The sequence below is a fragment of the Kitasatospora sp. NPDC092039 genome (assembly GCF_044756065.1).
GTDB lineage: Bacteria > Actinomycetota > Actinomycetes > Streptomycetales > Streptomycetaceae > Kitasatospora.
Genome location: NZ_JBIVSD010000017.1, coordinates 100,202 through 125,103, shown reverse-complemented (window position 1 = coordinate 125,103; position 24,902 = coordinate 100,202). Strand labels below are relative to the sequence as shown.

Genomic DNA, 24,902 nt, shown 5'->3' with positions numbered 1-24,902 from the left:
GGACCCGTACATGGCGGCGCTGGCCGGGACGGTCGGGCTGGCCGCGCTGTTCCCGGCCTCGGGCACCTCGGCGCGGGTCGCCGAGGTTGCCTGCGACGTCGCGGTGGCGTTGCTGTTCTTCCTCTACGGCGCCCGGCTCTCCACCCGCGAGACGCTGGCCGGGCTGCGCCACCTGCGGCTGCACGGGCTGGTACTGGCCGCCACCTTCGTGCTCTTCCCGCTGCTCGGCGTGGCGACGGCGCTGCTCACGCCCGTCCCGCTGACCGGGCAGCTGCAGACCGGGGTGCTGTTCCTCTGTCTGGTGCCCTCGACGGTGCAGTCCTCGGTGGCGCTCACCGGCGCCGCCGGGGGCAACGTCCCGGCGGCGATCTGCGCGGGCACCTACTCCAGCCTGGCGGGGCTGGTGCTGACGCCGCTGCTGGCCGCCTGGCTGCTGGGTTCGCACACCCAGCTGTCCGCCGACGGGCTGCTGCGGATCGGTCTCCAGCTGCTCGCGCCGTTCCTGCTCGGGCAGTTGCTGCGGCCGTGGCTCGGCGGTCCGCTGTCCCGGCACAAACGGGTGCTCACCCCGGTGGACCGCGGCTCGATCCTGCTGGTCGTCTACACGGCGTTCAGCGCGGCGGTGTCCCAGGGTATCTGGGGCCTGGCCACCCCCCTCGCACTGCTCGGGCTGCTCGCGGTCCTGCTCGCCCTGCTGGCCGCCGCCCTGGCGGCCACCGGGCTCGGCGCGCGGCTGCTGGGGCTCGACCGGGCGGCCGCCGTTGCGGCGGTGCTGTGCGGGTCGCAGAAGAGCCTGGCCAACGGGCTGCCGATGGCCACCGTCCTGTTCGGGGCCCAAGCCGGGCTGATGGTGCTGCCGCTGATGCTCTACCACCAGCTCCAGCTGATCGTCGGCACCGTCCTGGCCGGCCGCTGGTCGCGGGCGCCCTCGGCTGGCGGAGCGCCCGACCCGGCGCCGGCCGCGCTCACCGGTCCGGGCGCTCCGTCGGCGCCCGGCTGATCCTCACGCGCAGCCCGGCCAGGGGCCCCCGGGTCGGTCGCCGCCCTCAGTCCCCCTCGACAGGGGTGCTGAGGGCGGTGGCCGGGAGGGTAAGCAGCGGCCCGCTGTAGGGCATGGCGGACCAGGTCCTGCCGTGGGCGGCGTCCCGCCGCACAGCGGTGCCGCCCGGGGCGAAGAGCGGGGCCGTCATCGGACGTAGTAGGCCCGGTTGTGGGCGGCGACCGGCGGGGACTGGTAGGTCCAGACCCCGGCGGCCGGGGCTTCGGCGATCAGGTGGGCGAGGTCGCGGGCGGACTCCTCGGCGGGGTTGCCGAGGTCGAGCCGGACGCGCTCGGCGGTGCGGTCGTCGAGGGCGTAGTAGCGGTAGGGCTGGTAGACGTTGAGCGGTGCGGCCAGCAGCTTGCCCTCGTCGTCGGTGCCGTAGCCGGTGATCGGAGTATTGTTGACCGGCTCGGGGGTGAGGCCGACCAGGTTGACGTCCAGGGCGAGGAGTTCCTCGTCGTGGCGGCTCAGTCCGTCCTGCCCCAGGGTGGCCCGGCGGCAGGAGACCGACCAGCGCTCGCGCACCTCGGGCGCGTTGAGGGAGGGCAGGGCCGTCTCGAACCACCCCGGGTGCCTGGGCTCGGCGTACATCCGGCGCCCGGCGTCGATGGCGATCGGGTTGTCGCAGAGCACGTGCAACCGGGCACTGCCGAGCAGCTTGGTCTGGTCCCAACCCCGGGCGTACTGGCAGTAGTCGACCACCGGCATCCGCTCCTCGGCGAAGACCGGATGGGCGATCAGGTTGATCTCCAGCTCCTGGGTGATGCCGCCGCCGTCCGGGTACTGGGCGAAGTGCAGCCGGTAGTTGAGCGAGACGCAGGCCCTGCCGTCGAAGGCCGCGACGGTCAGCCCGGGGTGGCGTTTGGCGAGCAGCCCGCGCGCCCGGCCGTGGTCGACCAGGTAGTCGACGCCGATGGTGTGCAGCGCGCCGTAGTGGAACGGCAGGTGGTACGGCTCCGGGACGGGCGGCAGCGGCAGCGGCAGGCCGGCCATGAGGGCTCCATGAGGTCTTGTGTGGCCCGGGAGGGCCGGAGGTGGCTGATGCGGGCGTGCCTTCAGTGGCTCCCTCGACGTGGCCGTTCGGCTCTCCGGGGCGCCCCGGCTCCTGACCCGTGACTCCTGACCCCTGAGTGAGATCCGCGTTCCGGCCGCTGTTCATGGAGCTGACGGCGGGGTGTTCCCCGGGCCGACCCGTGCCGGTTCGGCGTGCGTCCCACCGGGCGTTCAGCTGCCCTCTCCGGCGGTGTCCGGTGCGGCGGTGTCCGGTGCGGCGGCGCGGGGTGGGGCGGCGCGGAAGGTCCGCCAGACCAGTCCCTGGTCGCGGGCGCGGGCGGAGGAGGGCGCCTCGCCGGGCCAGGCGCCGACGTACCAGAGGTGGACCAGGGCGTGCCCGTCGCGCACCCGGTGGGCCAGCGTGGTGCGGTGGTGCTCGTCCGCCATCCCGGTGGAGCGCAGCTCGGGCACGTCGAAGCCGGTCAGCTCGGCGCAGACGCGCAGGAACTCGTCCAGGTCGGCCAGGGCGTCGACGTACCTGTTGGCGACGGGGTCCCAGCGCTCCGCCAGGTCGTAGTCGGCCGGGCGGTCGTCGGACACGGGCACGCGGGCACCCCCATGATCGGCAACGGGCGGCCGAGGCGTGACAGGCCGTTCGGCACGGTGGTCCGTACGGCGCGACAGGCCCCACAACACGGCGGGCCCGGAACGTCGGTCTCCGCCGAACGGCCCGGCCTGCCACCGCGATCCTGCCGCCCGCCACCACCCCCGGAAACGCGTTGCGCGAATCTGCCCGGACTTCGTCGCCCCTTGCCCGGTCAGCCTCCCACTGTGGTCACCCGGCGTCCGTTTCCGGTCGGCCCAGTGCCCGTACCGCAGCCAGGACGTCCAGGCCCAGTTCCGGGTCGGCGTCCTCGGGCAGGCTGACGGACAGCCGGGTGACCAGGCCCGTGTACCGGCGGTGGATCTCCCGGGCGACCTCCTCGACCGCACCGCACACCGCGAAGGCGTCGAACACCTCGTCGTCGATCAGGGCGGCCATCTCCGCCCAGCGCCCGCGCACCGAGTGGGTGTGCAGCTCCTCCTGGAGCCCCTCCCAGCCGTGCTGCGCCAGCACCGGGCGGTAGGCCGGCGTGGAGGCGTAGAACGCCAGCCGCTCCCGGGTGGCCGCCCGGTTGGCCGCCAGCTCCTCCTCGGTGCGGCCGGTGGCGGTGAGCACGTTGCCGACGATCTCGAACGGCCGATCCGTCCACCCGGCCCCCTCCGCCTCGGCCCGGGCCCGCTCCTCGGTCAGTCCGGGCAGCACCTGCTCGGCCAGATAGGCGGTGGAGGTGAACGGGTGGCTCAGGAAGCCGTCGGCCACCGCCCCGGCGGTCCTGGTCATCAGCGGCCCGACGCCGGCCAGCAGGATGCGCGGCACCCCGGACGGGACCGGGTCCGGCGAGAACACCGGCGTCATCACCGTGTGGGTGTAGAACTCCCCCCGGAAGCGCAGCCGTTCACCGGTCTGCCAGCTGTGCCAGATCGCCCGCACCGCGTGGACGTACTCGCGCATCCGGGCGGCCGGGCGGTCCCAGGGCATCCCGAAGCGCTTCTCGATGTGCGGCTTGATCTGCGAGCCCAGTCCGATGACGGCCCGTCCGCCGGAGGCCGCGTGCAGCCCCCAGGCCTGGTAGGCGAGCGTCATCGGGGTCCGGGCGAAGGCCACCGCGATGCCGGTGGCCAGTTCGATCGACTCGGTCCGGTCGGCCGCCCGGGCGAGCTGGAGGAACGGGTCGTACGCGGTCTCGGCGACCACCAGCCGGTCCATGCCCCGGCGTTCGGCCCGCTCGGCGGCGTCCAGGATGCCCGCCGGGTGTCCGGAGGCGGTGGCGTCGAGGCGGAGGGCGGCGGGTCGGTCCATGGCGGTGCTCCTGGTCGCGGGCGGCGGTGTCACCCGGGTAGCCTGCCATGCCCCGGTACCGCGAACAGCCGGTCCAGGTGCCGGTCGACGGCGGTGAGGACGGCGGCGGGCTCGACCACGCCCAGCTCCAGCAGGGTGGTGAACCCGGTGAGCGCGAGCAGCAGGTCGGTCTCCACCACCGGGTCGCGGTCGGCCGCCAGGTACCCGTCCGCGACGGCCTGCCGGACCACCTGCTCGACCATCGCCCGCCCCTGGAGCAGGCCGCCGCGCGCCCGCGCGTGGACCTCCTCGTCGTGCAGCGCCTCCAGCACGTAGGCGGCGCTCATCCGGCTGGTCGCCCGCGCGTCGGCGTGCAGCGGCAGCAGTTCGACCAGCATCACCCGCAGCACCTCGCGCGGGTGCGGCCGTTCACCGAGCGCCGCCATCGCCCGGCCGACCCGCAGCCCGCTCTGCTCGCCGGCGAAGTCCATCGCGAAGGCGAGCATCTGCGCCCGGGAGCCGAAGTAGTGCTGGAGCTGCCCGAGCGAGATGCCGGCCTCCTGCGCGACCTCGCGCATCGTCAGGTGCGTGGCGCCGCGCCGCTCCACGACCCGCCACAGCGCGCGGGCGATCGTCTCCCGGCGTTCCCGGTGGTCGACCTGCTTCGGCATGGACGGCGGCTCCTCGGACTCGCTCCGCGCGGTGGCGGACTCTTTTCCATACGCTTGACATAATACACCTGACCTATAACGTGGGAAGCCTTCCGAGGGAGGAGCGTCCCCATGTCAGAGCACCCCGTCGTCCGCACCACCGAGGGGCTCGTCCGCGGCCGCTGGGAGCCGCGGCGCGGCCAGGACCAGCGGAGCGGCCAGGAGCAGCGGCAACCGGAACGGCAGCCGGAGCAGCGGGAGGGCCGGGATCTCGCGGTCTTCCGCGGCCTCCGCTACGCCCAGCCGCCCGTCGGGGCGCTGCGCTTCGCCGCCCCGGTCGAGCCCGAGTCCTGGGAGGGCGTCCGCGAGGCGGCCGCCTTCGGGCCCGTCGTCCCGCAGTCCGGGCCGATGCCCACCGGGGCCGGCCAGGCCTCCGAGGACACCGACTGGCTGACGCTCAACGTCTGCACGCCCGATCCGGGCACGGCGGGGCTGCCGGTCCTGGTCTGGATCCACGGCGGCGGGTACATGTCCGGGGCCTCCGCCGACCCGCTGTACGACCCGACCGCCCTGGCCTCCGCCGGGCTGGTCGTGGTGACCGTCAACTACCGCGTGGGCGCCGAGGGCTTCGCGCTGCTGGAGGGCGCCCCGGCCAACCGGGCCTTCCTGGACCAGATCGCCGCCCTGCGCTGGGTGCGGCGCAACATCGCCCGGTTCGGCGGGGACCCGGCCCGGGTGACCGTCGCCGGGCAGTCCGCGGGCGCCGGGTCGGTCGCCGCCCTGCTGGTGATGGACGCGGCCCGCAGCCTGTTCCGGCGGGCCGTGGCCCACAGCGTGCCGGGCACCCACTGCACCCCCGCCCTGGCCGCCGAGGTCACCGCCGAGCTCGCGAAGCTGGTCGGCACGGCCCCCACCGCCGCCGCGCTGGCCGAGGTGCACCCGTGGCGCCTGGCCTCGGCGGTCACCGAGCTCGGTGCCGCGCTGCCGGAGCACCTCGCGCGCTGGGGCCGACTGGCGCAGAGCGGCATCGCCACCGTCCCGGTGGTCGACGGGGAGGTGCTGCCCGGCTCTCCGTGGTCGGCGCTCACCGACGGCGTCGAGCTGCTGGTCGGCCACACCCGGGACGAGTTCCGGCCGTTCAGCGTCCTCAGCGGGCGGCACGGCGGCTTCACCGAGGAGGAGGCCCGGCTAGCGCTGGACCTGTCCGCCCCGCCGCCGGACGGGCCGGACGCCTACCGGGCCGCCTTCCCGGGGGCGACGCCCTCCGAACTCCTCGAGACCGTCAACTCCGACGCCCTGTTCCGGGTGCCGTCCCTGCGCCTGGCCGAGGCCAACGCGGCGGCCGGCGGCACCTCGTACCTCTTCGAGCTCGCGCTGACCGCCCCCGCCCTCGGCGGCGCCTTCGGCGCCTGCCACGGTCTCGACGTGCCGCTCGCCTTCGGCAGTCTGGACAGTCCGATGGCGCGGCAGGTCCTCGGCGACCAGCCGCCGCCGGAGGTGTTCCGGGTCTCGGCGGAGATGCGGGAGGCCTGGGTCCGGTTCGCCACCACCGGCGACCCGGGGTGGCCCGCCTTCGATCCGGACGGGCAGCTCACCCGGGTCCTGGACGCCCGCTCGGAGACCGTCCGCTACCCGGAGCAGGCCACCCGCCGGATCTGGGCCGGGCACCCGCTCACCGCCTACGACCTGCGCTGACGGCGGTCGCGCGGCAGGGGCGCGTGTCGGCGGCCCTGCCGGCTCGGACAGCAACCCCGAGCGGGCGGGCGACCGGGAGCAGCCCCGCGTCGCCCGCCCGTCCGGATGGAGCCGTCGGTCGGCCGCTACGAGGCCGAGGCGTTCAGCAGCTTCAGCAGCTCGGTGGCCACCAGGGCCGAGGAGGCCGGGTTCTGACCGGTCACCAGGTTGCGGTCGACGACCGAGTGCGGCGCCCAGGCCTCGCCCTCCTCGAAGTCCACGCCCAGCTCGACCAGCCGGTCCTGGAGCAGCCACGGCGCCCGGTCGGCCAGGCCGGCCTGGGTCTCCTCGGCGTTGGTGAAGCCGGTCACCCGGTACCCGGCGAAGGGCGAGCCGCCGTCCTCGGACCGCGCGGCGAGCAGCGCGGCCGGGCCGTGGCAGACCACCCCGAGCGGGCGCCCGGAGGCGAGCGCCCGGATGAGCAGCCGGCCGGAGTCGGGGTCGACCGCCAGGTCCTCCATCGGGCCGTGGCCGCCGGGGTAGAACACCACGTCGTAGTCGGCCGGGTCGACCTCGGCCAGCACCAGCGGCTGCCGGAACTCGGCGATCTTCTCCAGTTCCTCGGCCATCGCCGGGTCGGTCAGGCTGGCCCCGTCGGCGACCGGGACGACGCCGGCCGGGGTGGCGACGGTGACCCGGTGGCCGGCCTCGGTGAAGGCGCGGTACGGGACGACCGCCTCCTCCGCCCAGAAGCCGGTCGGGTGCGCGGTGCCGTCGTTCAGGGTCCAGAACCTCGCGCCGGTCAGGACGAACAGGATGTCGGCCATGGGATGTGCCTCCAGGGGTGCCGCGGTCCGTGCCGCGACGGTCCGCCGCGGCGCTCACGGCGTCGACGCTAGACGCGCCCGGCCCGCGCGAACCAATGGGCCACGCGATGTGAGGCATCGGGATCCCGATACCTCACCCGGACCGTCCAGCCATCGGAATCCCGTAGGCTCGTCCGCATGAGCGATCGGCCGACCACCGGCTCCGGCCCACTGGACCTCAACCAGCTGCGGACCTTCCTCGCCGTACACAGGGCCGGCTCCTTCACCGCGGCCGGGCACCTGCTGGGCCTGTCTCAGTCCACGGTGACCGCGCAGATCCGGGCGCTGGAGCAGCGGCTCGGCCGGGAGCTGTTCGAACGCCGGGCGCGCGGGGTCAGCCCGCTGCCGTACGCCGACGACCTCGCCACCCGCCTCGCGCTGCCGCTGGACCAGCTCGCGGGTGTCGCCGACGGGCGCGGCGGGGGCGGGCCGGAGCCGGTCCACCTCGCCGGGCCCGCCGAGTTCCTCGGCACCGTCCTGCTGGCGGAGCTGGCCCCGCTGGTCGTGCAGGGCGTCCAGCTGCGGGTGACCGCCGGGCTGACCGACCCGCTGCTGGCGGAGCTGCGGGCCGGGCGGCACGACCTGGTGGTCGCCACCCGGCGTCCGCGCGGCCGGACGCTGCTCGCCGAACCGCTGGCCGACGAGGAGTTCGTCCTGGTCGCGGCCCCTGTCTGGGCCGAGCGGCTGGCCGGCCGCGAGCTGCCCGGCGCGCTGGCCGAGGTCCCGCTGCTCAGCTACGCCGAGGACCTGCCGATCGCCCGCCGCTACTGGCGGCACGTGTTCGACCGGCGGCTGCACACCCGGGCCGCGGTCACCGTGCCGGACCTGCGGGCGGTGCTCTCGGCGGTGACCGCGGGCGCGGGCTGGAGCGTGCTGCCCGGCTACCTGTGCCGGGCCGAACTCGCCTCCGGAGCCCTGCGGCTGCTGCACGAGCCGGCCGATCCGCCGATCAACACCGCCTACCTGGTCCGCCGCCCGGCCGGCTCGGCCAACCCGCACGTGGTCCTGGTCCGCGAACGGCTGCTGGCCGCGGCCCGCGCCTGGGGCTGACCGGCCGCGGGCGGCCCCGGGCCCCGTCCTCACACCGCCAGGTCCCGCCGTTCCAGCAGCCGGAAGGCCGCCGCCAACCCGAGCAGCCCCACCCCGAGCAGCACTCCGAAGGCCGCCCACGGGACCCCGCCGTGGCCGAGCACGTCGCCCGGCGCGTAGTAGTGGAACGGGCTGAGGTAGCGCAGCGGCCTGGCCGGGGACCAGGCCAGCGCGACGAAGTTGAGCGCGAAGCCGACCGCGCCGATGGCGACGGCCGCGCCGATCACGTGGGCCCGCCGCCGGCTGAGCGCGGAGACCGCCAGCACCGGTCCGGTCAGGCAGAACGCGAGGGCGCAGCCGAGCAGTCCGGCGGTGAACACCGCGCTCACCGGGACGGCCGCGCGCAGCCGCGCGGAGAACGCCACCCCCAGCGCGAGGGTGAGGGTGGCGGCGGCGTTGAGCAGAACGGTCGCGGCGACCAGGGCGCCGGTCCGCTCGGCGAGCAGCCGGCGGCGGGAGACCGGGCGGGTCATCAGCAGCTCGATGGTGCCGGCCTCGACGTCGGCGGCGACGGCGGCGGCGCCGAGCGAGCCGATCACGGTGAGCTGGAGGGCGATCCAGAACGGGTGGGTGAGCCCGGCGCCGAGCAGGCCGGGGTAGCTGGCGATGGAGACGTCGCCGTTGGAGCCGCTGAAGGCCCTGAACGCGCCGGGCGGGTTGCGGCGGGCGCCGAACAGCTCACCGGACGGGACGGTCCCGGCGATCACCACGATCAGGGTCTCGAAGACGACCATGCCGAAGAGCAGCGAGAGCAGCATCCGGCGGCGCCGGTGCAGGGCGAGCCAGACCAGCGGGAGGCGGCGGTTGACGGTGCCCGGGTTCACGGCCGCCCCTCCGGTTCCGGCCGTCGGCCAACGCCGGGCGCGTTTCCGGCGTCGGCGGGGCCCTCGGCGCCGGGCGCCTCTCCGGCCCCGCCGGGGTCCTCGGCGCCGACGGACCGGTAGAGGTCGAGGAAGGCCTCGTCCAGGCCCGCTTCCTCCACCGTCAGGTCGGCCACCGGTTGGTCGGCGAGCAGGGTGCGCACCGCCGCGACCACCTCGTCCGGCGGCACCAGCAGCTCGACCCGTGGGCCGTCCCAGCGCGGGGACCACCGCTCGGCGGCGCCCAGCGGCCTGGCGCCCCGCCCGTCGTCGAGGAGCAGCCGGACCCGGCGGGCCCGGGCCTGGCGCAGTTCGGCCACCGAGCGGACGGTGACCAGCCGGCCGTGGCGGACGATGGCGACCCGGCCGCAGGTCCGCTGCACCTCCGGCAGCACGTGGCTGGAGAGCAGGACGGTCCGCCCGGCCGCGGTCTCCTCGGCGAGCAGTTCGTAGAAGGTCTCCTGGACCAGCGGGTCCAGCCCCTCGCTCGGTTCGTCCAGCACCACCACCGGCGGCCGGTGCTGGAGCGACTGGACGAGTCCGAGCTTCTGCTTCATGCCGCGCGAGTACTCCCCCACCGGCCGGACCAGATCGGCCCGGGAGAGCTTCAGCCGCTCGCACAGTTCGCGCCGGCGCGGCACCGGGGCGCCCTGGAGGGCGGCGAGCAGGTCGAGGGTCTGCTGCCCGGTGAGCTCGGGGTAGAGCCGCAGTTCGCCGGGCAGGTAGCCGATCGAGGGGGCCAGTCGGCGGTGGTCGGCCACCGGGTCCAGGCCGAGCACCCGCACCTGCCCGTCGGTCGGGCCGAGCAGTCCGACCAGGCAGCGCAGCGTGGTGGTCTTGCCGGCGCCGTTGGGGCCGAGCAGGCCGAACACCTCGCCGGCCTCGACCGAGACGTCCAGCCCTTCGATGCCGACGGTGTCGCCGTAGCGCTTGGTGAGCGAGCGCAGTTCGATCACCGGGCCGGCCGCGGTGCCCCGGCGGTCCACGGTTCCGTCCGGGTTGCCCGGCATGACGACCTCCTGTGGCGGGTGCGCTTCGGTGACCGCTGCGCTCCGGCGGCGGACCGGTCCGCTGACGGACGCGGGCCCGGTGACGGTTCCGGTCCACTGACGGACGCCGTCCGGTGTGGGACGGCGTCCGACATCCAAGCGCGCCCGGCCGGGCGAGTCGAGGGACGCGCCCGGCCCGATCCGGCGAACTCACCCCTTGCACACGCCCAGCGGCACCAGCCGGGCGACCTGCCGGGCTAGGCCGGCGGCCTCGGTGACGGCGGCCACCGCGTCGACGTCCTTGTACGCCTCCGGCGTCTCCTCGGCCAGGGCCCGCCAGGAGGCCGGCCGCACCGCGACCCCCCGCGCCTCCAGCTCGCTCTTCAGCCGCTCGCCGCGCACGGTGCGCAGCGCCTGGTGACGGCTCAGCACCCGCCCGGCGCCGTGGCAGGCGGAGCGGAAGGCCTCGTTGCCGGGCAGGCCGACCATGACGTACGAGGCGGTGCCCATGGTGCCCGGGACGAGCACCGGCTGCCCGGCCCGCACCAGGTCGTCGGGCAGGTCCGGGTCGCCGGGCGGCAGCGCCCGGGTGGCGCCCTTGCGGTGCACGCACAGCAGCCGGGGCTCGCCGTCCACCTCGTGGGTCTCCAGCTTGGCGAGGTTGTGCGAGACGTCGTAGACCAGCTCCAGTCCGACGCCGAGCGCGGTGGCGAAGGCCCGGCGGGCCGCTTCGGAGAGCAGCTGCCGGTTGGCCCGGCCGTAGTTGGCGGCGGCGGTCATGGCGCCCAGGTAGGCGCGGCCGCGCGGGGAGTCGACCGGGGTGCAGGCGAGCTGGCGGTCCGGGAGTTCGATGCGGTGGCGGTGCAGCTCGCGGTCCATCGCGCGGACGTGGTCGGTGCAGATCTGGTGGCCGAGACCGCGCGAGCCGCAGTGGATCATGACGCAGACCTGGCCGGGCCGCAGTCCGAAGGCGGCGGCGGTCGGCGCGTCGTGCACCCGGTCCACGGCCTGCACCTCCAGGAAGTGGTTGGCCGAGCCGAGGCTGCCGACCTGCTGCAGCCCGCGCTCGACGGCCCGGGTGCTCACCTCGCCGGGGGCCGCCCCGGCCAGCACGCCGCGGTCCTCGCAGCGTTCCAGGTCGCGCGGCACGCCGTGGCCGTGCTCCACGGCGTAGCGGGCGCCGCCGAGCAGCAGGTCGTCCAGTTCCTCCGGTCCGGACAGCTGCCACAGGCCGCCGCGGCCCAGGCCGCGCGGGACGGTGCGGTCCAGCAGGTCCATCAGCCGGCCGATCCGTTCCGGGTCGAGTTCGTCCCGGCCGATGCCGGCCGCGAGCAGCCGGACCCCGCAGGAGATGTCGAAGCCGACCCCGCCGGGCGAGACCACCCCGCCCCGCCCGACGTCGGTGGCGGCGACCCCGCCGATCGGGAAGCCGTAGCCCCAGTGGACGTCGGGCATCGCGTAGGAGGCGCGGACGATGCCGGGCAGCGTGGCCACGTTCGCCACCTGCTCCAGCGCCTTGTCCCCGGCGGCCTGCGGCAGCAGCGCACCGCTCGCGAACACCACGCCGGGCACCCGCATCGGCGGGCGCTGCTCGATCCGCCAGCGGTGCCGGCCCGCCTCGACCAGTGCGATCTCCACCTTCGCTCACCCCGTTCCCGCGGGTCCGGTCCGCTGCGCTCGGGCCGGGCTCAGACGTCCACGGTGACCCGGCAGGTCCAGCCGTCCGGCCCGGCGGCGAGGTCCAGGTCGTGCAGGGAGACGGCCTTCGGCACCGCGCCGACCAGTTCGGCCGTGGCGGCGTCGGCCATCCGGAAGCGGACCGTCACCCGGCGGGCGCCGTCCCGTCCCTCGATCGGGCCGACCGCCACCTCCACCGGCAGTTCGCCGTCGGCGTCCATCCGGTAGACGACCTCCTCCAGGACGCCCGCGAGCAGGTCCGGGTCGCTCGCCGCGAGGACGGTGCAGTCGCGCTCGCCGACGGTCCGCGCGTCGGCGAGGTCGGCGAAGCTGCCGACGACGGCGTGCACCAGCTCGCCGATGCAGCCCTCGGCCGTCGGCGCCCAGGCCTCGACCCGCAGGTCGGCCGTGTGCGGCACGCTCCGGTGGCCGCCGGCGGACCGGCCCGCGGGCTGCTGTCCGTCCACGACCGACGCCTCCCGCACCCGTTGCCGTCCCTCTCCTCCAGCGTCGTCCCGCGGACCGCCCGGGGGCAAGTGCGGCCGGTTACTCCGACACGGAGGCCAGGTAGGCGGCGGTCAGCTCGGGGGTGGCCAGCCAGGCGGCGTGGTCGCTCGGCTCGGCGTAGGTGTTGGCGAGCCGGCGGCCGACCTCCGGGTGCTCGGCGGCGGCCGCGAACACGGCTTGGACGTGCTCCGGAACGGTCAGCATCGCGGTCGTGAACTCCACGCTGTGACGGGCCTGTTGCTGCCAGAACCGCTCGGCGGTGCGGCACATCCAGTCGGCTGTGAACGGGGCGTCGCCGTGTTCGACGACGGCCCGGTGGCAGGCCTCGGCGGCCCGGGCGGCGTTGTTGGCGCCCTGCCCGGTGATCGGGTCGGTGACCACCACCGCGTCGCCGAGGCCCAGCACGTGGACGGCGTCCACGCCCGAGCCGAGTTCCGCCACCGGGCGCCGGACCACCGGGGTGACCGCGCCGAACAGCCCGGCCCCGGCGTCGGTCGGCTCGGCCTCCGTCCAGAGCTCCGCCTCCCAGGGCAGGTACTCGCCCAACAGCTCGCGGATCCGGGCCAGTTGGACGTCCGGCGGCGGGGCGTCGCCGAAGGCGTCCAGCGGACTGCCGGGCAGCGCCTCCCAGAGCAGGACGTCGCAGGGGCCGGAGAGGGTGAGCGCCGGCTGCAGGTACAGCTCGGCGAGGCCGGGCAGGGCGTTCATCCGGGCCCTCGGCCCGGCGGCCGGGTCCGGCGAGCCGACGCCGTGCGCGTACAGGCAGGACAGGGCCCGCTGCGGCCGGTCGAAGGGCGAGCGGGCGGCGTCGCGCTCGAAGATCCCGGACAGCGCGCCGCGGCCGGCCGCGACGACGGTCAGCTCGTGCCGGCGGGCCAGGTCGTGCAGCCCGCCGCGGTCCAGCGTGCGGTACTCGACCTCGCCGCCGCGCTCGGCCAGCAGCTCCAGCCAGCCGGCCAGCTTGAGCCGCTGGTCCACCGACTGGGCGGGCTCGTCCAGCGTCATGGTGTACTCCAGCGCCCGCACGCCCGGGGGCGCCGCCAGCACCGCCTCCACCGAGGAGACGGCCGGCGCCCGCTCCGCCCAGAGGTCCAGCCCGGCCGCCGCCTCGATCCGCAGCGCGGGGCCGAACATCGCCTGGGTGGACAGCACCCGGCCGCCGCGCAGCTGCTCCGGGGTGCGCTCGGCGACCAGGGTCACCCGGTACCCGTCCGCCACCAGCCCGAGCGCGAGTTGGAGGCCGGCCTGGCCCGCTCCGACAACGGCGATCCGGCGCACGGCTGCCTCCCGGTGGTCTGCTGACGGTCCGTCAAGCAGGCACAGTATCCGAGCGGGCACGCTCCGGGCACCGGCACGGGGCGGATTGCCCCGGAGGCGGTTCGAAGGGCGGTGCGGTGTCCGGTGCGCGCCCCCGGCGGCCGGGCCGGGCCCGGGGCCCGCCCGACCGGTCGCCGGCCGGCTCAGCCGCGCAGGTGCGCGGTGAGCACGTCCACCACGTCCGTCGTCCGGTCGGCCAGGTAGAAGTGCCCGCCCGGGAAGACCCGCAGGTCGAAGGCGCCGGTGGTGTGCCGCTCCCACTGGCCGACCTGGTCGACGGTGGCGTGCGCGTCGGACTCCCCCGCCAGGGCGGTGATCGGCAGCGACACGGTCGCGTCCGGGGCGCTGCGGTAGGTCTCGACGGCCGTGTAGTCGGCCCGCAGGCTCGGCAGGATCAGTTCGCGCAGCGCGGGCAGGGCGAGGACCCGGTCGTCCGTGCCGCCGAGCGCGGAGATCTCGGCGAGCAGTTCGTCGTCGGGCAGCTGGTGGACGGTGGTCGTCCGGGGCAGCGAGGGCGCGCGGCCGGCCGAGACGAACAGCCGGTCGGGCCCCTTCACGCCGTCGCGCTCGAAGCACCGGACCGTCTCGAAGGCGACGGCCGCGCCCATGCTGTGGCCGAAGAACGTGAGCGGACGGTCCGTCCACTCCCGCAGCTCCCGGGCGAGCTGCTCGGCGAGCCCGGTCACCGAGCCGATCGTCGGCTCGGTGATGCGGTTCTGCCGGCCCGGGTACTGGACGGCGAGCACGTCGGCGTGCGGCGCCAGCGCGTTGGCGTACTCCAGGTAGTAGCTGGCCGAGCCGCCGGCGTGCGGGAAGATCACGATCCGGGCGGGCGCGGAGTCGGACGGATTGAACCTGCGGAACCACGGATTCTCGACGACGGCGCTGCTGGACATGCGGGGTGCGACCTCTCTCCGTGACGGACTCTGCCGGCCCCAGTCTGGCAGTGCCGGGCGGGCCGTGGGGGGCGTTGTGACGATCATGGTCCGGGGTGGGCCGGTTCCCCTCTCACCGCCGCCCGACGGCCTGCACCCGGTCCGCCGCGCACGGGCCCGGCCGCGCCCCGACGTTGACCCCGCGCCCCCGAAGCGCACCGCCCCGACGTTCACCCCGCGCCCCCGAAGCGCACCGCCCCGGCGCGGGAGCGGGAGACGGCGTCCAGCAGCAGGACGGACGAGGCCTCCGGCGTCGGCACCGGCCCGCCGGAGCGCACGTGCCGGGTGAAAGCGGCCAACAGCCGCTCCAGGCCGCGGTGGTGGCGGGCGAAGACCCCGGTGGAGGCGTACCGGCCGCGCGCCCGCTGGCCGTCCAGGGCGGTGGCGGCGCCGACGTCCAGCAGCACCAGGTGCAGTTCGCGGCCCCGACGGCCCGCCTCCCGGGCGAGCCAGCGCCGCATCCAGGCCCGGCTGCCGCAGTCGTGCACCAGCAGCGGCCCGCCGCCGCGCACCGAGGAGCGCAGCAGCCGGAAGTGCTCCAGCCGGGCCCACGGCCGGTACACCGCGTACGGCAGGGCGGCGGGCATCACCGCCTCGCAGGCCTCGTGCACCGTCCGCGGGTCCACGGCCCGGACGTCCGCCCCGGACCAGCGGCGCAGCAGCGTGCTCTTCCCGGCCCCCGGCAGCCCGGACACCACCACGACGGCGTCGGCCGGGTAGGCGGTGACGAACCCCGCCCCGGCCTCGCCCCGCAGATCGACCACGCCGCGCGGCGCCACGACCGCATCCACCATGCCGCCCACCAGCCCGAACCCCCGTTCACGTCCGACCGGGAACCCTAACAACAACGCCCGGCCACCGCTCACCCGCGCCCACCGGTGCCCGTGCGGCCAGGGCGGCCGCGGTGCGTCCGCGGGCCCGCCGTCCACTAGGCTGACGGACCGTCAGACAGGAGGGCGGACCATGGCGGAGGCCGCTGCGACGTACACCGCGCAGGTGCTGGACGGCCTGGCGCGCGATCCGGGCCGGGTGGCGATCCGGGCCGGGGACGAGGCGTGGAGCGGGCAGCGGTGCCTGGACCTGGTGCACCGCACCGCCCGCGCGCTGGAGCGGGCCGGGCTCGGGCGCGGGGACGGCGTGACGGTGCTGGCCGGTAACCGGCCGCAGGCCCTGCTGGTGCGACTGGCCGCGAACCTGCTCGGCTGCCGGGTGGCGATGCCGTTCCCGGACGGGCCGGTGGTCGAGCAGGTGGCGCTGGCGGAGTTCGCCGGGACGTCCGCGCTGGTCTTCGACCCGGGCCGGTACGCGGCGGCGGCCGACGGGATCGCGCGGGCGGTGCCCTCGGCCGCCCTGCTCTCCCTGGGCCCGCCGCCGCCCGGGCTCGGCACCGACCTGCTGGACCTCGCCATGGACCGCTCCCCGGCGCCGTTCGAAGCCCGCTACCGGCCCGAGGACGTGATGGCGGTGCGCTTCACCGGCGGCACCACCGGGCGCCCGAAGGGGGTGCTGCGCCGCTTCGCCCGTCCGCCGCGCCCGCCGCTGCTGTCCGGGTCGGTCTTCCTGCTGTGCACCCCGCTCTGCCACGGCGGCGGCACCTCGGCGGACCTGGCCCTGGCCGCCGGCGGCACGGTGGTGATGCAGGACGAGTTCGACGCCGGGGCCGTGCTGGCCGCGGTCGAGCGGTACCGGGTGACCCGGGTCTACCTGCCGCCGCACCTGCTGTACCGGCTGCTGGACCACCCGCTGCTGCCCGCCGCCGACACCGGCAGCTTGCGCCGGGTCGGCTACACCGGCTGCGCGCCCTCGCCGCGGCGCCTGGCCGAGGCGACCCGGCGGCTGGGCCGGGTGCTGCACCAGACCTACAGCCTGACGGAGTGCGGGCCGGTCACCCGGCTGGGCCCGGACGAGCACCTGGCGCCGCGGCTGCTGACCACCGCCGGCCGCCCGTACCCGGACACCGGACTGCGGATCCTGGACAAGGACGGCGCGCAGCTGCCGCCGGACCGCACCGGGGAGATCTGCGTCCGGACGCCGACCGCGATGGCCGGCTACTGGCGCGACCCGGAGCTGACCGAGCGGGTGCTCCGGGACGGCTGGCTGCACACCGGGGACCTGGGCAGCCTGGACGCGGCCGGCTATCTGACGGTGGCCGGGCGGCGGGACCCGATGGCGATCGTCGAGGGGCTCAATGTGTTCCCCCGCGAGATCGAGGAACCGCTGCTCTCCCACCCGGAGGTCCGCGAGGCGGTGATGTTCACCACCACCGACCCGGACCGCCTGGAGCGGGTGCACGCCGCCGTCGCCCTCGCCCCCGGCTCGCGGCTGACGGCCGGGCAGCTGCACGAGTGGGCCCGGGCGCGCGGCCTGGGCTCGTGCGCCCCCGACACGCTCCTGCTGCTGCCCGCGATCCCGCTGAACGGCCTCGGGAAGCCGGACCTCGGCGCCCTGAGAGCCCAGGTGGAGGACGGGGCCGGACGGGCGGCCGCCGCCGCAGGGGCGTGCGACATGGCGTGACGCGCCCCGCGAGTGCTTCGAGCGCCAACGCGGGCGGCCTCTTGTGCACCACCCGGCGGGAAGAACCGTCCGTGGACACTCGACCGTGCGGCCCGACCTGCCGATACCTCCCGGGCGGCGTCGCGCGCGTCGGTGTGGGCCGCACCGTTCCCCAGGAGGCACTACCTTGACCTGGCTACGCGTCCTGACCGCACTGGGCATCCTCGCCGTGGCGGCCAGTGCGCTGATCGTCTTCGCTCTCTGCACCGCCACCTCCCGCGGCGAGCGCGCCGCGCAGGAGGCGCCGCCCGACCTCCGTACGGACGCCGAGGGCAGCGGCCTCTTCCAGCGGACGGGCGGCGACGGCTGACCGTCCGGGGAGGCGGCGGCCGCCGCCTCCCCGTCCCGACCTGCCGGGCCTGAACGGCCCGGTCCCGGAGCGGCCCCGGGTCAGTGGCCCGCGATGTCGTCCGGCCGGACCTCGATGTGGTCGGCCGCGAGGTCCACCGCGACCCGGTGCTCCATGCCGAGCGACTCCAGGAACTTGACCGGCAGCTGCACCCGGCCGCCGCGGTCCAGCATCACGTACTCGCGCTCGTTCACCGACTCCTCGCCGTGCTCGTCCGTCACCGTGCGGCGCAGCACCTCGCTGGCGGTGCGCCCGTCCCGGATCGCGACCGTGCGGCGGACCTCGCCCGCGACCATCGGGTCGTGGGTGACGATCACGACGGTGGCGCCCAGTTCGCGGTTGACGGTCCGGAAGGACTCGAAGATGATCCCGGCGGTCTCCGAGTCCAGCTCGCCGGTGGGCTCGTCGGCGAGCAGCACCGGCGGGTTGTTGGCCATCCCGACCGCGATCGCCACCCGCTGCTGCTGGCCGCCGGAGAGCTCGTGGGGCTTGCGGTGGGCCAGCTCGCCGATGTCCAGCGCCTCCAGCAGTTCGGCCACCCGGGCGGCCTGCCGCTTGGCCCCGCCGGCGCCCGAGCGGCCGCGCAGCTGCATCGGCAGCGCGATGTTCTCGGCCGCGGTGAGGAAGGGCAGCAGGTTGCGGGCGGTCTGCTGCCAGATGAAGCCGACCACCTCGCGCCGGTAGCGCAGCCGCTCCTTGACCGACATCTCCAGCAGGTCGCAGCCCGCCACGGTGGCGGTGCCGGCGGTCGGCACGTCCAGCCCGGCCAGGATGGTGAGCAGGGTGGACTTGCCGCTGCCCGAGGCGCCGACCAGGGCGACCAGGTCGCCCTGCCGGATGGTCAGTTCCAGGCCCTGGAGCGCCTGGACCTCGACCCCCTCCGCGCTGAAGATCCGGACCAGCCGGTCGCAGACGATGGCCGCGCCCTCGCCGTACGCCTTCGGCGAGGCGGCGGCCAGGGCCCGCTGCTGGAGCTCCTGGAGGCTGGGGGCCTCGACGACCGTCCGCTCCTGGGGAGTGCTCATCACCGCTCGTCTCCTGTCTCGACTGTCCGCTTCATCGCACCGTTCTCCACTGTCCTGGCGGCCGCGGGGCCCGGCACGGCCCGTGCACCGCTCCCGGCCGCCGGTCGCGGCCCTCCGTCCGCGTCACCGGCCGCCGTCGTTCCCGGCCTCATTGCCGCTCCCCCGCTCGCAGTTCGGTGGCTATCTGGCGCCGTCCGGCGACCAGCGTCTCCAGCACCACGCCGAGGCAGACCACCAGGGTCAGACCGGCGGTGGGCAGCAGCACCGGCAGCACCGCCGGGGCCAGGGTCTCGCCGACCGTGGCGCCGACCAGCGCCGAGAGGTCGAAGGCGCCACCGAGCAGCGCGACCGCGGCCAGGGCGACCAGGCCGCCGCCGACGGCCGCCGCCAGGGTCTGCGGCAGCGACTCGGCGATGATCAGGGCCAGGCCCTGCCGGGGCCGCAGGCCCATGGTGCGCAGCCGGGCGAGCACCGCCGTACGGTCCGGCGCGGCCCGCAGCAGCGTCAGGAGCACGGCGAGCAGGGCGAATCCGGCGGCGGCGAAGCCCGCGTACCAGAACATCCGTCCGGCGGCGTGCTGCACCGGGTCGGCCGCCAGCTCGGCGATCTTCTCGCGGCTGCTGTGCACCGCGTAGCCGGGGGGCAGGCCGCCGGAGGTCTTTCCGGCCGCCCTGGCCTCCTCGTCGACCAGTTTGGCGTGCTTGCCCAGGGTCACGCCGGTGGCGATGCCGCGCTCGATGAGCAGGGCGCGGACCCGGTCCGGGTCGACCTCGCCGACCGCGAACCACTTGTTCACCTTGCTCGCCCGCCTGAGCTCCGGCAGGCGCTCCGTGGCGGGGCCGGCCGGCACCACGACGAACGGCTTGCCGGGGTCCGCCAGGGCGGGCGTGGCGGTGACGACCCCGGCGGCGGTGACGGCCATCTGGCTCCCGGTGGGCGTGCGCACCTGCGGCGCACCCGTGGCCAGCCGGTCGGCCAGGTCCCGGCTGAACAGCGCGGGCACCGGGCCGTCCTGGCCGGCCGGCGCGGCGGCCAGCGCGGCCGGGTCGAACTCGCCGACCCCGGCGGTGCGGGAGATCTCCGCGTAGGCCTGGGGATCGACCGTCACCAGGATGGCGTCGGTGCTGACCCGGTCGCCGCCGATGAAGGTGGCCCGCTCCTCGACCCAGGCGCCGGTCGCGGCCCGGACGCCGGGCAGCTCGCCGGCCGCCTTGGTGAAGGCCTCCGGCAGGCCGGCGTAGGTCGGCACGCTGACGGACACGTCGCCGCCGGTGGCGATGCGCGCGGCACGCGTCCGGGAGTGGTCCACCGTGTCGAGCACGGTGGCCCCGAAGCCGGTGGCGGTGACGGCGATCAGCAGGGCGAGCAGCGGCAGCGCGGAGGGCCGGCGCCGGCCAGAGCTGTCGCGGGCGGCCCGGACGAGGCCGAGGAAGCCGACCAGTCCGCGGCCGCGGCCGGCGAGTGCCGCCAGCCAGCCGACCACGACCGGCTCGATCCGGGCCAGCAGCAGGCCGCCGGAGACGGCGAGCAGCAGCGGGGCGGCCACCAGCAGCGGGTCCACGTCGCTGCCCGGGTGGCCGACGCCGCGACGGCGGACCTCGGCCACGGCGGCGGCGGTGACGCCCAGCACGGCGAGTTCGCCGATCACCCGGCGCCAGCCGCCGGCCGCCCGGGGACGCGCCCAGAGCATCGCGGCCCGGGCCGGGAACGCCAGGATCGCGAACAGGGTCACGGCGAGGGCGAGCAGCACCGAGTTGCCCCAGCGCGGGGTGGGCAGCAGCACCAGCGCGAGGGCCGTGCCGAGGACCGCGGCGGGCAGCACCGTCACCGCGCCCTCGCCGAGCAGCCGCAGCAGCACTCCGCCGCGCGAGCCGCCGCGGGCCTGGAGCAACCGGATCTCGGCGGTGCGCCGGTCGGTGCTGAGCGCCGCGGCCAGGCAGAGCACGACGATCGCGACGCCGGCGACCCCGGCGGGCCCGACGGCGCCCAGCGGGCCCGCGGCCCGGTAGCGGTCGGCGGCCCGGGCGAGGACGTCCGGCATCAGCGAGGTGGCGTGCAGGTCGGCCCGGAGGGTCGAGTCGACCAGGGCGGTCATGCCGGGGCCGGCCATGTACGAGCCGAGGGTCGCGCGGGTCCGGTCGAGCTGGTCGGCGCGCAGCGAAGCGGGGTCCAGGGGCAGCCGCCAGAAGTTCTGGCCGCTCCCGCCCCAGCCGGACAGCGCGGACAGGCTGCCGCCGTCGACGAAGCCGGTGGTCCAGTACCAGGCGGCGTCGCCCTTGAGGCCCAGGCAGGCCCTGGCCGGACAGCCGAGTCCCTCCCAGAACGGGTCCTGGGGGTCGTTGACGCGGTAGAGGCCGACCACGGTGGTGCGCAGCGTGAAGGGTCCGTCGGTCCCGCTCTCGATGACGTCGCCGACCTTGATGTTGATGGTCTCGGCGGCCTGCTGGCTCAGCGCGATCGGCAGCGGGCCGTCGGCCGGGGCGGGGCCCGGCCAGCTGCCCGCGGTCAGGGTCACCCGGTCGGCGAGGCCGTGGAGGTAGTACAGGTTGAGCGCCGGGACGGCGTTGTCGGAGATCCGGGTGAACCCCCGGTTGAACATCTTGCGCTCGGTCTTGACCCGGGTGCCGTAGGTCTGGGCCGACGGCAGCAGCGGGAGGTCCCGTCCGATCCGCTGGCTCAGCTTCCGCTGGATCGCCTCCAGGTCCGCCCCGGTGTCGCTCCGGGCCGTCTCGGCGGTGTACTCCAGGTTGGTCACGTTGGCGCCCAGGCTGCGGGTGAACTCCTGGAGCGCGGTGTCCGCGCCCCGGTCCGCGACGCGGGGGTAGGCCGACGCCAGGAACACGGTGACGAGGACGAGGGCCGCCGTGAGCAGCGCGGCCAGCGGCATCGCGCGCAGCCTGGTACGGACCCAGGGCGCGGGCCGGTGGGCGGCGTCCACGGGCCCGGACGCGGGCGCGGGCACGGTGGTGCCGGACTCGGTGGTCACATCTCCTCCACGTGGCGCAGCCGGGAGGCCACGTCCCGGCGCCGGCGTCCGAGCAGGAAGGCCGACAGCAGCGGGACGACGGCGATCGCGGCCGCGAACAGCAGCGCCTGACCGAACGGCAGCTCGACCAGGGCCTCGGGCAGCGGGCGGCGGGCGGCCGGGGTCAGCACCACGAAGGGCACGATCAGCCGCACCAGCAGGGCGCCCAGGGCCAGACCGACGATCCCGCCGAGGCCGACCAGCACCGCGTTCTCGGCGGCGACGGTGCGGGTGACCTGCTTGCGCGGGGCACCCAGGGCGAGCAGCAGCGCGGAGTCCCGGGAGCGTTCGTGGGCGGAGCCGGCCACGGCGGCGGCGAAGCCGATCGCCGCGAGGATGCCGGTGACGATGGCGATCGCCATCAGCGCGCTCTGCGGGGCCGCCCCGACCGGGTCGCCGAGGAGGCCGTCGGCGACCTCCTCGTAGAGCGCGAGGTCCTGGCTCCCCGGGGCGCCGCGCAGGGCGGCGGCGGTCTCGGCCGGGGCACGGTCGCCCGGCCCGGCGGCGGGCAGCCACCACTCGGTGCGGGTGGGCAGGTTGCGGTCCTGGAGGGACAGCACCCGGGCGACGGTGCCGAGGTCCATCACCAGGGCCCGGCGGCCGGCCACCGGCACGGCCTCGGCCGCGGCGGTCACCTTGACCGGGACGACGACCCCGCTGAACGGCACCTGGAGGGTGTCGCCGACCGACGCTCCGACGGCCTTCAGGTAGTCGCGGGTGGCGACGGCGTTGACGGTGGCCGGAGCGGGCGTCCCGATCGACCCGGCCGGGCTCAGCACGGCGCGCACCGCGTCGCCGATGCCCCTGCCGGAGCGGTAGCGGACGGTGAACAGGCTGTCGGCGGCGGCCTTCTCCGAGTCGAGCGCGGCCAGCGGCGAGCCGTCCGTGGTGGCGCGGGACGCCGGGGGCTTCAGGCTCCAGGCGGCACCGGCCGGTACCGGCACGGCGGTCGACGGCCCGTCGGCGGACTCCGAGACGGCCAGGTTCCGTACGGTGACCTCGCCGGCGCCGCGGTCGCTGAAGGCGACGGTCGCGCCGACCACGGTCAGCGGAGCGGCGACCGAGCCCACCGGGGCGTCGACCAGCGGGCCGAGCCGGACCGAGGTGCTGACCTGGCCGTTCAGCGGGAGGTCACCGAACGGGACCTTGTAGACCAGGCCGAAGCGGTCGCGCAGCAGCAGCCGGACCTCGGGGTGGACCGGACTGCTCCAGGCGGCGGCCGGCTCCGGCTGGCTCACCGCGATGTCGGCGTCGATCCGCAGCGGTCGGCCCGGCAGCGGGATGCCGGCCACGGCCGGTGCGGCGAGGCTTCCGAAGACCTCCGCGCCGGAGCGGCCGTCGATCAGGTCGGAGCGGACCGGGACGCGCTCCGCGAAGGCGGCGGCGTCCACGGCCAGCAGCTGGCCGGCGCCGCCCTGCAGCGGCTGCTCGTCGCGCACCACCGGGAGCACCCGGTCACCGCCGGGCAGGCTGCCGAAGCGGCCGCCCTGGCCCATCACGGAGTTGTGCGAGCCGGAGATCCGCAGGCCCCCGGCCGTGGTGAAGGCGGCCTGGTCGCGCTGGGAGGAGGTCCAGGTGGCGTGCTGGCCCAGTGCCAGGACACCGGTGGCCACGGCCATGACGAGCAGCAGGACCGGGCCGGTGGCCCGGCCGGGCCGGCGGGCCAGCTGCCAGCCGACCATGGCGGGGCCGAGGCCCCGGCCCCGGGCCGCCGCGCGGGCGCCGAGCCGGGCGACGAGCGGGAGCAGCCGCAGCACCACCAGGGTGCCGGCGCACAGCGCGAGGGTCGGGGTGGCGACCAGCAGCAGGTCCACGTCGAGCCGGCCGCGGGAGTCGGGGGACAGCCCGCCGCCGTACTGGTCGAGTTGCTGGTAGGCGAGCGCGGCCAGGGCGAGCACGGCGAGGTCGCCGCCGTTGCGGGCGACGCCGGAGACCACGGCCTGGCGGCGGCCGGCCCGGCGGCGCAGGGCGGCGCCGAAGCCGCGCACCACGCTGGGCACGGTGGCCAGCAGGATGCAGGCGAGCGCGCAGACCACGGCCACCGGCCAGAGCGACCAGCTGACGCCGGTGTCCAGGGCGATCTGCCGGGAGCTGCCGAGGCCGGCCAGCGCGCGGACCAGGACCGGGGTCAGCAGCGGCGCGAACACCGCCGCGGGCAGGGCCAGCAGCAGCGACTCCAGGGCGGTGAAGGAGCCGAGCCGGACGGCCGAGGCACCTCGCGCGGCGAGCATCTCGTTCTCGGACTCCTGCCGCGCGGCGATCAGGTGGACGACCAGCAGCAGGGCCGCGGCGGCGAGCACCGCCAGCTGGAGGGCGCCGATCAGCAGGGTGGACCGGGCGACGACCATGCTGGCGGACAACTCGTTCATGATGTCCGGCAGTTCGGTCGACGCTCCGAGCGAGGCGGTGCGCCGCAGTTCCTCGGAGAGGGCCCGAGCGCGGTCGCCGACGGCCTGCGCGGTGGCCCGGTCGGTGCCGGAGAAGTCGGCGTCCAGCGACCAGCCGGCGCCGCTCTGGACCAGGCCGGCCGTGGTGAAGGCGCTCCGGTCGACCATCATCGGGCCGAAGGTGGTGAAGCCGCCGACCTCGATCTCGTGGCCGCCGACCGGGTCGATCCGCCAGTACGGGGCGGTCGAGTCGGTGGCCCGGTAGACGCCGGTGATCCGGACGGTGAGCGGCTTGTTGTCGGTCCGGTCGACGATCCGGACCTCGGCGGGCAGGGCCTGCTCGGCCAGGCCGAGCCGACGCAGCAGGCTCTGCGGGACGGCGACCTCCGGAGCGGCGGACTGCACCGGCGCGGTGGCGGCGGTCGGCCAGGCGCCGGCCAGCAGTTGGACCCGGCCGCGGTCGAGGTCGGCGAGGACCGTGAGGTCGAGCGGGGCACCGGCGGCCTGGCCCGCGGGGGCGCCACCCGTGGCGGTGCCGTTGGGGGCGCTGCCGTTGGCGGGTGTGCCGTTGGCGGGTGTGCCGTCCGCAGCGGTGCCGGAGACCGGCAGGCCGTAGGAACGGCTGCGGGTCAGGCTGTCGGTGCGGACGGGCAGGTCGCCGAAGAGCTTCTGCCGGTAGGCGGCGACGGCCGCCTCGTCCTTGGTCCGCTGGTCGAGTCCGTGCTCGCCGGTCACCGCCACCGTGGTCCGGGCGTGACCGGTTCCTTGGAGCGCCTGTCGCAGGCCGGCCTCGCCGACACTGCTGTTGAAGGCCACCAAGGCGGTCAGCACGGACGTGGTGATCAGCACCGCCGCCAGGACGGCGGCAGCCAGCGGCACTCGCCCGCGCAGTCGGCGCACGACGAAGCCGAGCATCAAGTTCCTCCCCCGGATTCACGGTCCCCGGTTGCATCCCGGGCCCCGCTCGTCGATCCGATCCGAGGACAACTCGGCCGCGGACGGACACATCGGGAGCACACCGGCGCATTGATCACCGGCAATCGGTCGCCGGATAGCGGACGATGCTGTCAGATCCGATCCAG

At 76.0% G+C, this 24,902-nt stretch carries 21 protein-coding genes; 5 read left to right on the top strand and 16 right to left on the bottom strand.

The genetic code is table 11. The features are described 5' to 3' along the window. Positions 1–10 precede the first annotated feature (10 nt). Entirely contained in the window at positions 11–1,000 is a 990-nt protein-coding gene (locus ACIQI7_RS29020; protein ID WP_401115679.1) for a bile acid:sodium symporter family protein, read from the top strand. Between the two features lie 46 nt (positions 1,001–1,046). Here the strand turns inward: ACIQI7_RS29020 and ACIQI7_RS29015 are convergent, their stop codons facing one another. The 5 genes from ACIQI7_RS29015 to ACIQI7_RS28995 form a co-directional block, all read right to left on the bottom strand. Further along, complete coding sequence (locus ACIQI7_RS29015) at positions 1,047–1,190, bottom strand: hypothetical protein (RefSeq protein WP_401115431.1); 144 nt, start codon at positions 1,188–1,190, stop codon at positions 1,047–1,049. Further along, positions 1,187–2,035 carry a hypothetical protein gene (locus ACIQI7_RS29010; RefSeq protein ID WP_401115428.1) on the bottom strand — a complete coding sequence of 283 codons (849 nt, stop codon included), beginning with the start codon at positions 2,033–2,035 and terminating at the stop codon, positions 1,187–1,189. The genes ACIQI7_RS29015 and ACIQI7_RS29010 overlap by 4 nt, the downstream gene beginning before the upstream one ends. A 231-nt stretch (positions 2,036–2,266) precedes the next feature. Continuing rightward, positions 2,267–2,641: a hypothetical protein gene (locus tag ACIQI7_RS29005; RefSeq protein WP_401115425.1), complete on the bottom strand. Its 375-nt coding sequence runs from the start codon at positions 2,639–2,641 to the stop codon at positions 2,267–2,269. 229 nt (positions 2,642–2,870) lie between these two features. Then, positions 2,871–3,938: a TIGR03617 family F420-dependent LLM class oxidoreductase gene (locus tag ACIQI7_RS29000; RefSeq protein WP_401115423.1), complete on the bottom strand. Its 1,068-nt coding sequence runs from the start codon at positions 3,936–3,938 to the stop codon at positions 2,871–2,873. Between the two features lie 29 nt (positions 3,939–3,967). Continuing rightward, on the bottom strand, positions 3,968–4,588 hold the full coding sequence (locus ACIQI7_RS28995; RefSeq protein WP_387755296.1) for a TetR/AcrR family transcriptional regulator: 621 nt from the start codon (positions 4,586–4,588) through the stop codon (positions 3,968–3,970). A gap of 111 nt (positions 4,589–4,699) precedes the next feature. Here ACIQI7_RS28995 and ACIQI7_RS28990 point away from each other — a divergent pair, with 111 nt between their 5' ends. Beyond that, positions 4,700–6,262, top strand: a complete 1,563-nt coding sequence (locus ACIQI7_RS28990) for a carboxylesterase/lipase family protein (protein WP_401115419.1) — start codon at positions 4,700–4,702, stop codon at positions 6,260–6,262. 125 nt (positions 6,263–6,387) lie between these two features. On the opposite strand, the gene ACIQI7_RS28985 is transcribed toward ACIQI7_RS28990, so the two are convergent. Continuing rightward, on the bottom strand, positions 6,388–7,068 hold the full coding sequence (locus ACIQI7_RS28985) for a type 1 glutamine amidotransferase domain-containing protein (protein ID WP_401115416.1): 681 nt from the start codon (positions 7,066–7,068) through the stop codon (positions 6,388–6,390). A gap of 177 nt (positions 7,069–7,245) precedes the next feature. Here ACIQI7_RS28985 and ACIQI7_RS28980 point away from each other — a divergent pair, with 177 nt between their 5' ends. Then, positions 7,246–8,157 carry a LysR family transcriptional regulator gene (locus tag ACIQI7_RS28980; protein ID WP_401115413.1) on the top strand — a complete coding sequence of 304 codons (912 nt, stop codon included), beginning with the start codon at positions 7,246–7,248 and terminating at the stop codon, positions 8,155–8,157. Positions 8,158–8,186: 29 nt separating this feature from the next. Here the strand turns inward: ACIQI7_RS28980 and ACIQI7_RS28975 are convergent, their stop codons facing one another. The 7 genes from ACIQI7_RS28975 to ACIQI7_RS28945 all read right to left on the bottom strand — a co-directional run bounded on the left by ACIQI7_RS28975 (position 8,187) and on the right by ACIQI7_RS28945 (position 15,275). Further along, positions 8,187–9,020 carry an ABC transporter permease subunit gene (locus tag ACIQI7_RS28975; RefSeq protein ID WP_401115410.1) on the bottom strand — a complete coding sequence of 278 codons (834 nt, stop codon included), beginning with the start codon at positions 9,018–9,020 and terminating at the stop codon, positions 8,187–8,189. After that, the gene (locus ACIQI7_RS28970; protein ID WP_401115408.1) at positions 9,017–10,066 is read right to left on the bottom strand and encodes an ABC transporter ATP-binding protein; all 1,050 of its coding nucleotides are present in this window, start codon (positions 10,064–10,066) and stop codon (positions 9,017–9,019) included. Before ACIQI7_RS28970 ends, ACIQI7_RS28975 begins: the two co-directional genes overlap by 4 nt. 189 nt (positions 10,067–10,255) lie before the next feature. After that, positions 10,256–11,683, bottom strand: coding sequence for an RtcB family protein (locus ACIQI7_RS28965; protein ID WP_401115405.1), 1,428 nt, complete (start codon positions 11,681–11,683; stop codon positions 10,256–10,258). Positions 11,684–11,733: 50 nt separating this feature from the next. After that, entirely contained in the window at positions 11,734–12,189 is a 456-nt protein-coding gene (locus tag ACIQI7_RS28960; protein WP_401115402.1) for an archease, read from the bottom strand. Positions 12,190–12,268: 79 nt separating this feature from the next. Beyond that, the gene (locus ACIQI7_RS28955; protein WP_401115399.1) at positions 12,269–13,507 is read right to left on the bottom strand and encodes a styrene monooxygenase/indole monooxygenase family protein; all 1,239 of its coding nucleotides are present in this window, start codon (positions 13,505–13,507) and stop codon (positions 12,269–12,271) included. Between the two features lie 182 nt (positions 13,508–13,689). Continuing rightward, on the bottom strand, positions 13,690–14,442 hold the full coding sequence (locus ACIQI7_RS28950) for a thioesterase II family protein (RefSeq protein WP_401115396.1): 753 nt from the start codon (positions 14,440–14,442) through the stop codon (positions 13,690–13,692). 209 nt (positions 14,443–14,651) lie between these two features. Next, positions 14,652–15,275 (bottom strand): AAA family ATPase, encoded by a 624-nt coding sequence (locus ACIQI7_RS28945; RefSeq protein ID WP_401115393.1) that lies wholly within the window; start codon positions 15,273–15,275, stop codon positions 14,652–14,654. Positions 15,276–15,444: 169 nt separating this feature from the next. On the opposite strand from ACIQI7_RS28945, the gene ACIQI7_RS28940 reads away from it, so the two are divergent. Further along, the gene (locus tag ACIQI7_RS28940; RefSeq protein ID WP_401115391.1) at positions 15,445–16,995 is read left to right on the top strand and encodes an AMP-binding protein; all 1,551 of its coding nucleotides are present in this window, start codon (positions 15,445–15,447) and stop codon (positions 16,993–16,995) included. Positions 16,996–17,161: 166 nt separating this feature from the next. Then, the gene (locus tag ACIQI7_RS28935; RefSeq protein WP_387755263.1) at positions 17,162–17,344 is read left to right on the top strand and encodes a hypothetical protein; all 183 of its coding nucleotides are present in this window, start codon (positions 17,162–17,164) and stop codon (positions 17,342–17,344) included. Between the two features lie 80 nt (positions 17,345–17,424). Here the strand turns inward: ACIQI7_RS28935 and ACIQI7_RS28930 are convergent, their stop codons facing one another. From ACIQI7_RS28930 to ACIQI7_RS28920, 3 genes are all read right to left on the bottom strand, one after another. Then, positions 17,425–18,408, bottom strand: coding sequence for an ABC transporter ATP-binding protein (locus ACIQI7_RS28930; RefSeq protein WP_401115388.1), 984 nt, complete (start codon positions 18,406–18,408; stop codon positions 17,425–17,427). A gap of 148 nt (positions 18,409–18,556) precedes the next feature. Next, complete coding sequence (locus ACIQI7_RS28925; protein WP_401115385.1) at positions 18,557–21,394, bottom strand: hypothetical protein; 2,838 nt, start codon at positions 21,392–21,394, stop codon at positions 18,557–18,559. Then, on the bottom strand, positions 21,391–24,735 hold the full coding sequence (locus tag ACIQI7_RS28920) for an FtsX-like permease family protein (protein WP_401115382.1): 3,345 nt from the start codon (positions 24,733–24,735) through the stop codon (positions 21,391–21,393). Before ACIQI7_RS28920 ends, ACIQI7_RS28925 begins: the two co-directional genes overlap by 4 nt. Positions 24,736–24,902 lie beyond the last annotated feature (167 nt).

Excerpts from the sequence above, each read along its gene's own strand:
- ACIQI7_RS29000 (WP_401115423.1), bottom strand. The coding sequence starts at position 3,938 with ATGGACCGACCCGCCGCCCTCCGCCTCGACGCCACCGCCTCCGGACAC.
- ACIQI7_RS29010 (WP_401115428.1), bottom strand. The coding sequence starts at position 2,035 with ATGGCCGGCCTGCCGCTGCCGCTGCCGCCCGTCCCGGAGCCGTACCAC.
- ACIQI7_RS29020 (WP_401115679.1), top strand. The coding sequence starts at position 11 with ATGGCGGCGCTGGCCGGGACGGTCGGGCTGGCCGCGCTGTTCCCGGCC.
- ACIQI7_RS29015 (WP_401115431.1), bottom strand. The coding sequence starts at position 1,190 with ATGACGGCCCCGCTCTTCGCCCCGGGCGGCACCGCTGTGCGGCGGGAC.
- ACIQI7_RS28930 (WP_401115388.1), bottom strand. The coding sequence starts at position 18,408 with ATGAGCACTCCCCAGGAGCGGACGGTCGTCGAGGCCCCCAGCCTCCAG.
- ACIQI7_RS28950 (WP_401115396.1), bottom strand. The coding sequence starts at position 14,442 with ATGTCCAGCAGCGCCGTCGTCGAGAATCCGTGGTTCCGCAGGTTCAAT.
- ACIQI7_RS28945 (WP_401115393.1), bottom strand. The coding sequence starts at position 15,275 with ATGGTGGATGCGGTCGTGGCGCCGCGCGGCGTGGTCGATCTGCGGGGC.
- ACIQI7_RS28970 (WP_401115408.1), bottom strand. The coding sequence starts at position 10,066 with ATGCCGGGCAACCCGGACGGAACCGTGGACCGCCGGGGCACCGCGGCC.
- ACIQI7_RS28985 (WP_401115416.1), bottom strand. The coding sequence starts at position 7,068 with ATGGCCGACATCCTGTTCGTCCTGACCGGCGCGAGGTTCTGGACCCTG.
- ACIQI7_RS28920 (WP_401115382.1), bottom strand. The coding sequence starts at position 24,735 with ATGCTCGGCTTCGTCGTGCGCCGACTGCGCGGGCGAGTGCCGCTGGCT.
- ACIQI7_RS28990 (WP_401115419.1), top strand. The coding sequence starts at position 4,700 with ATGTCAGAGCACCCCGTCGTCCGCACCACCGAGGGGCTCGTCCGCGGC.
- ACIQI7_RS28940 (WP_401115391.1), top strand. The coding sequence starts at position 15,445 with ATGGCGGAGGCCGCTGCGACGTACACCGCGCAGGTGCTGGACGGCCTG.
- ACIQI7_RS28980 (WP_401115413.1), top strand. The coding sequence starts at position 7,246 with ATGAGCGATCGGCCGACCACCGGCTCCGGCCCACTGGACCTCAACCAG.
- ACIQI7_RS28995 (WP_387755296.1), bottom strand. The coding sequence starts at position 4,588 with ATGCCGAAGCAGGTCGACCACCGGGAACGCCGGGAGACGATCGCCCGC.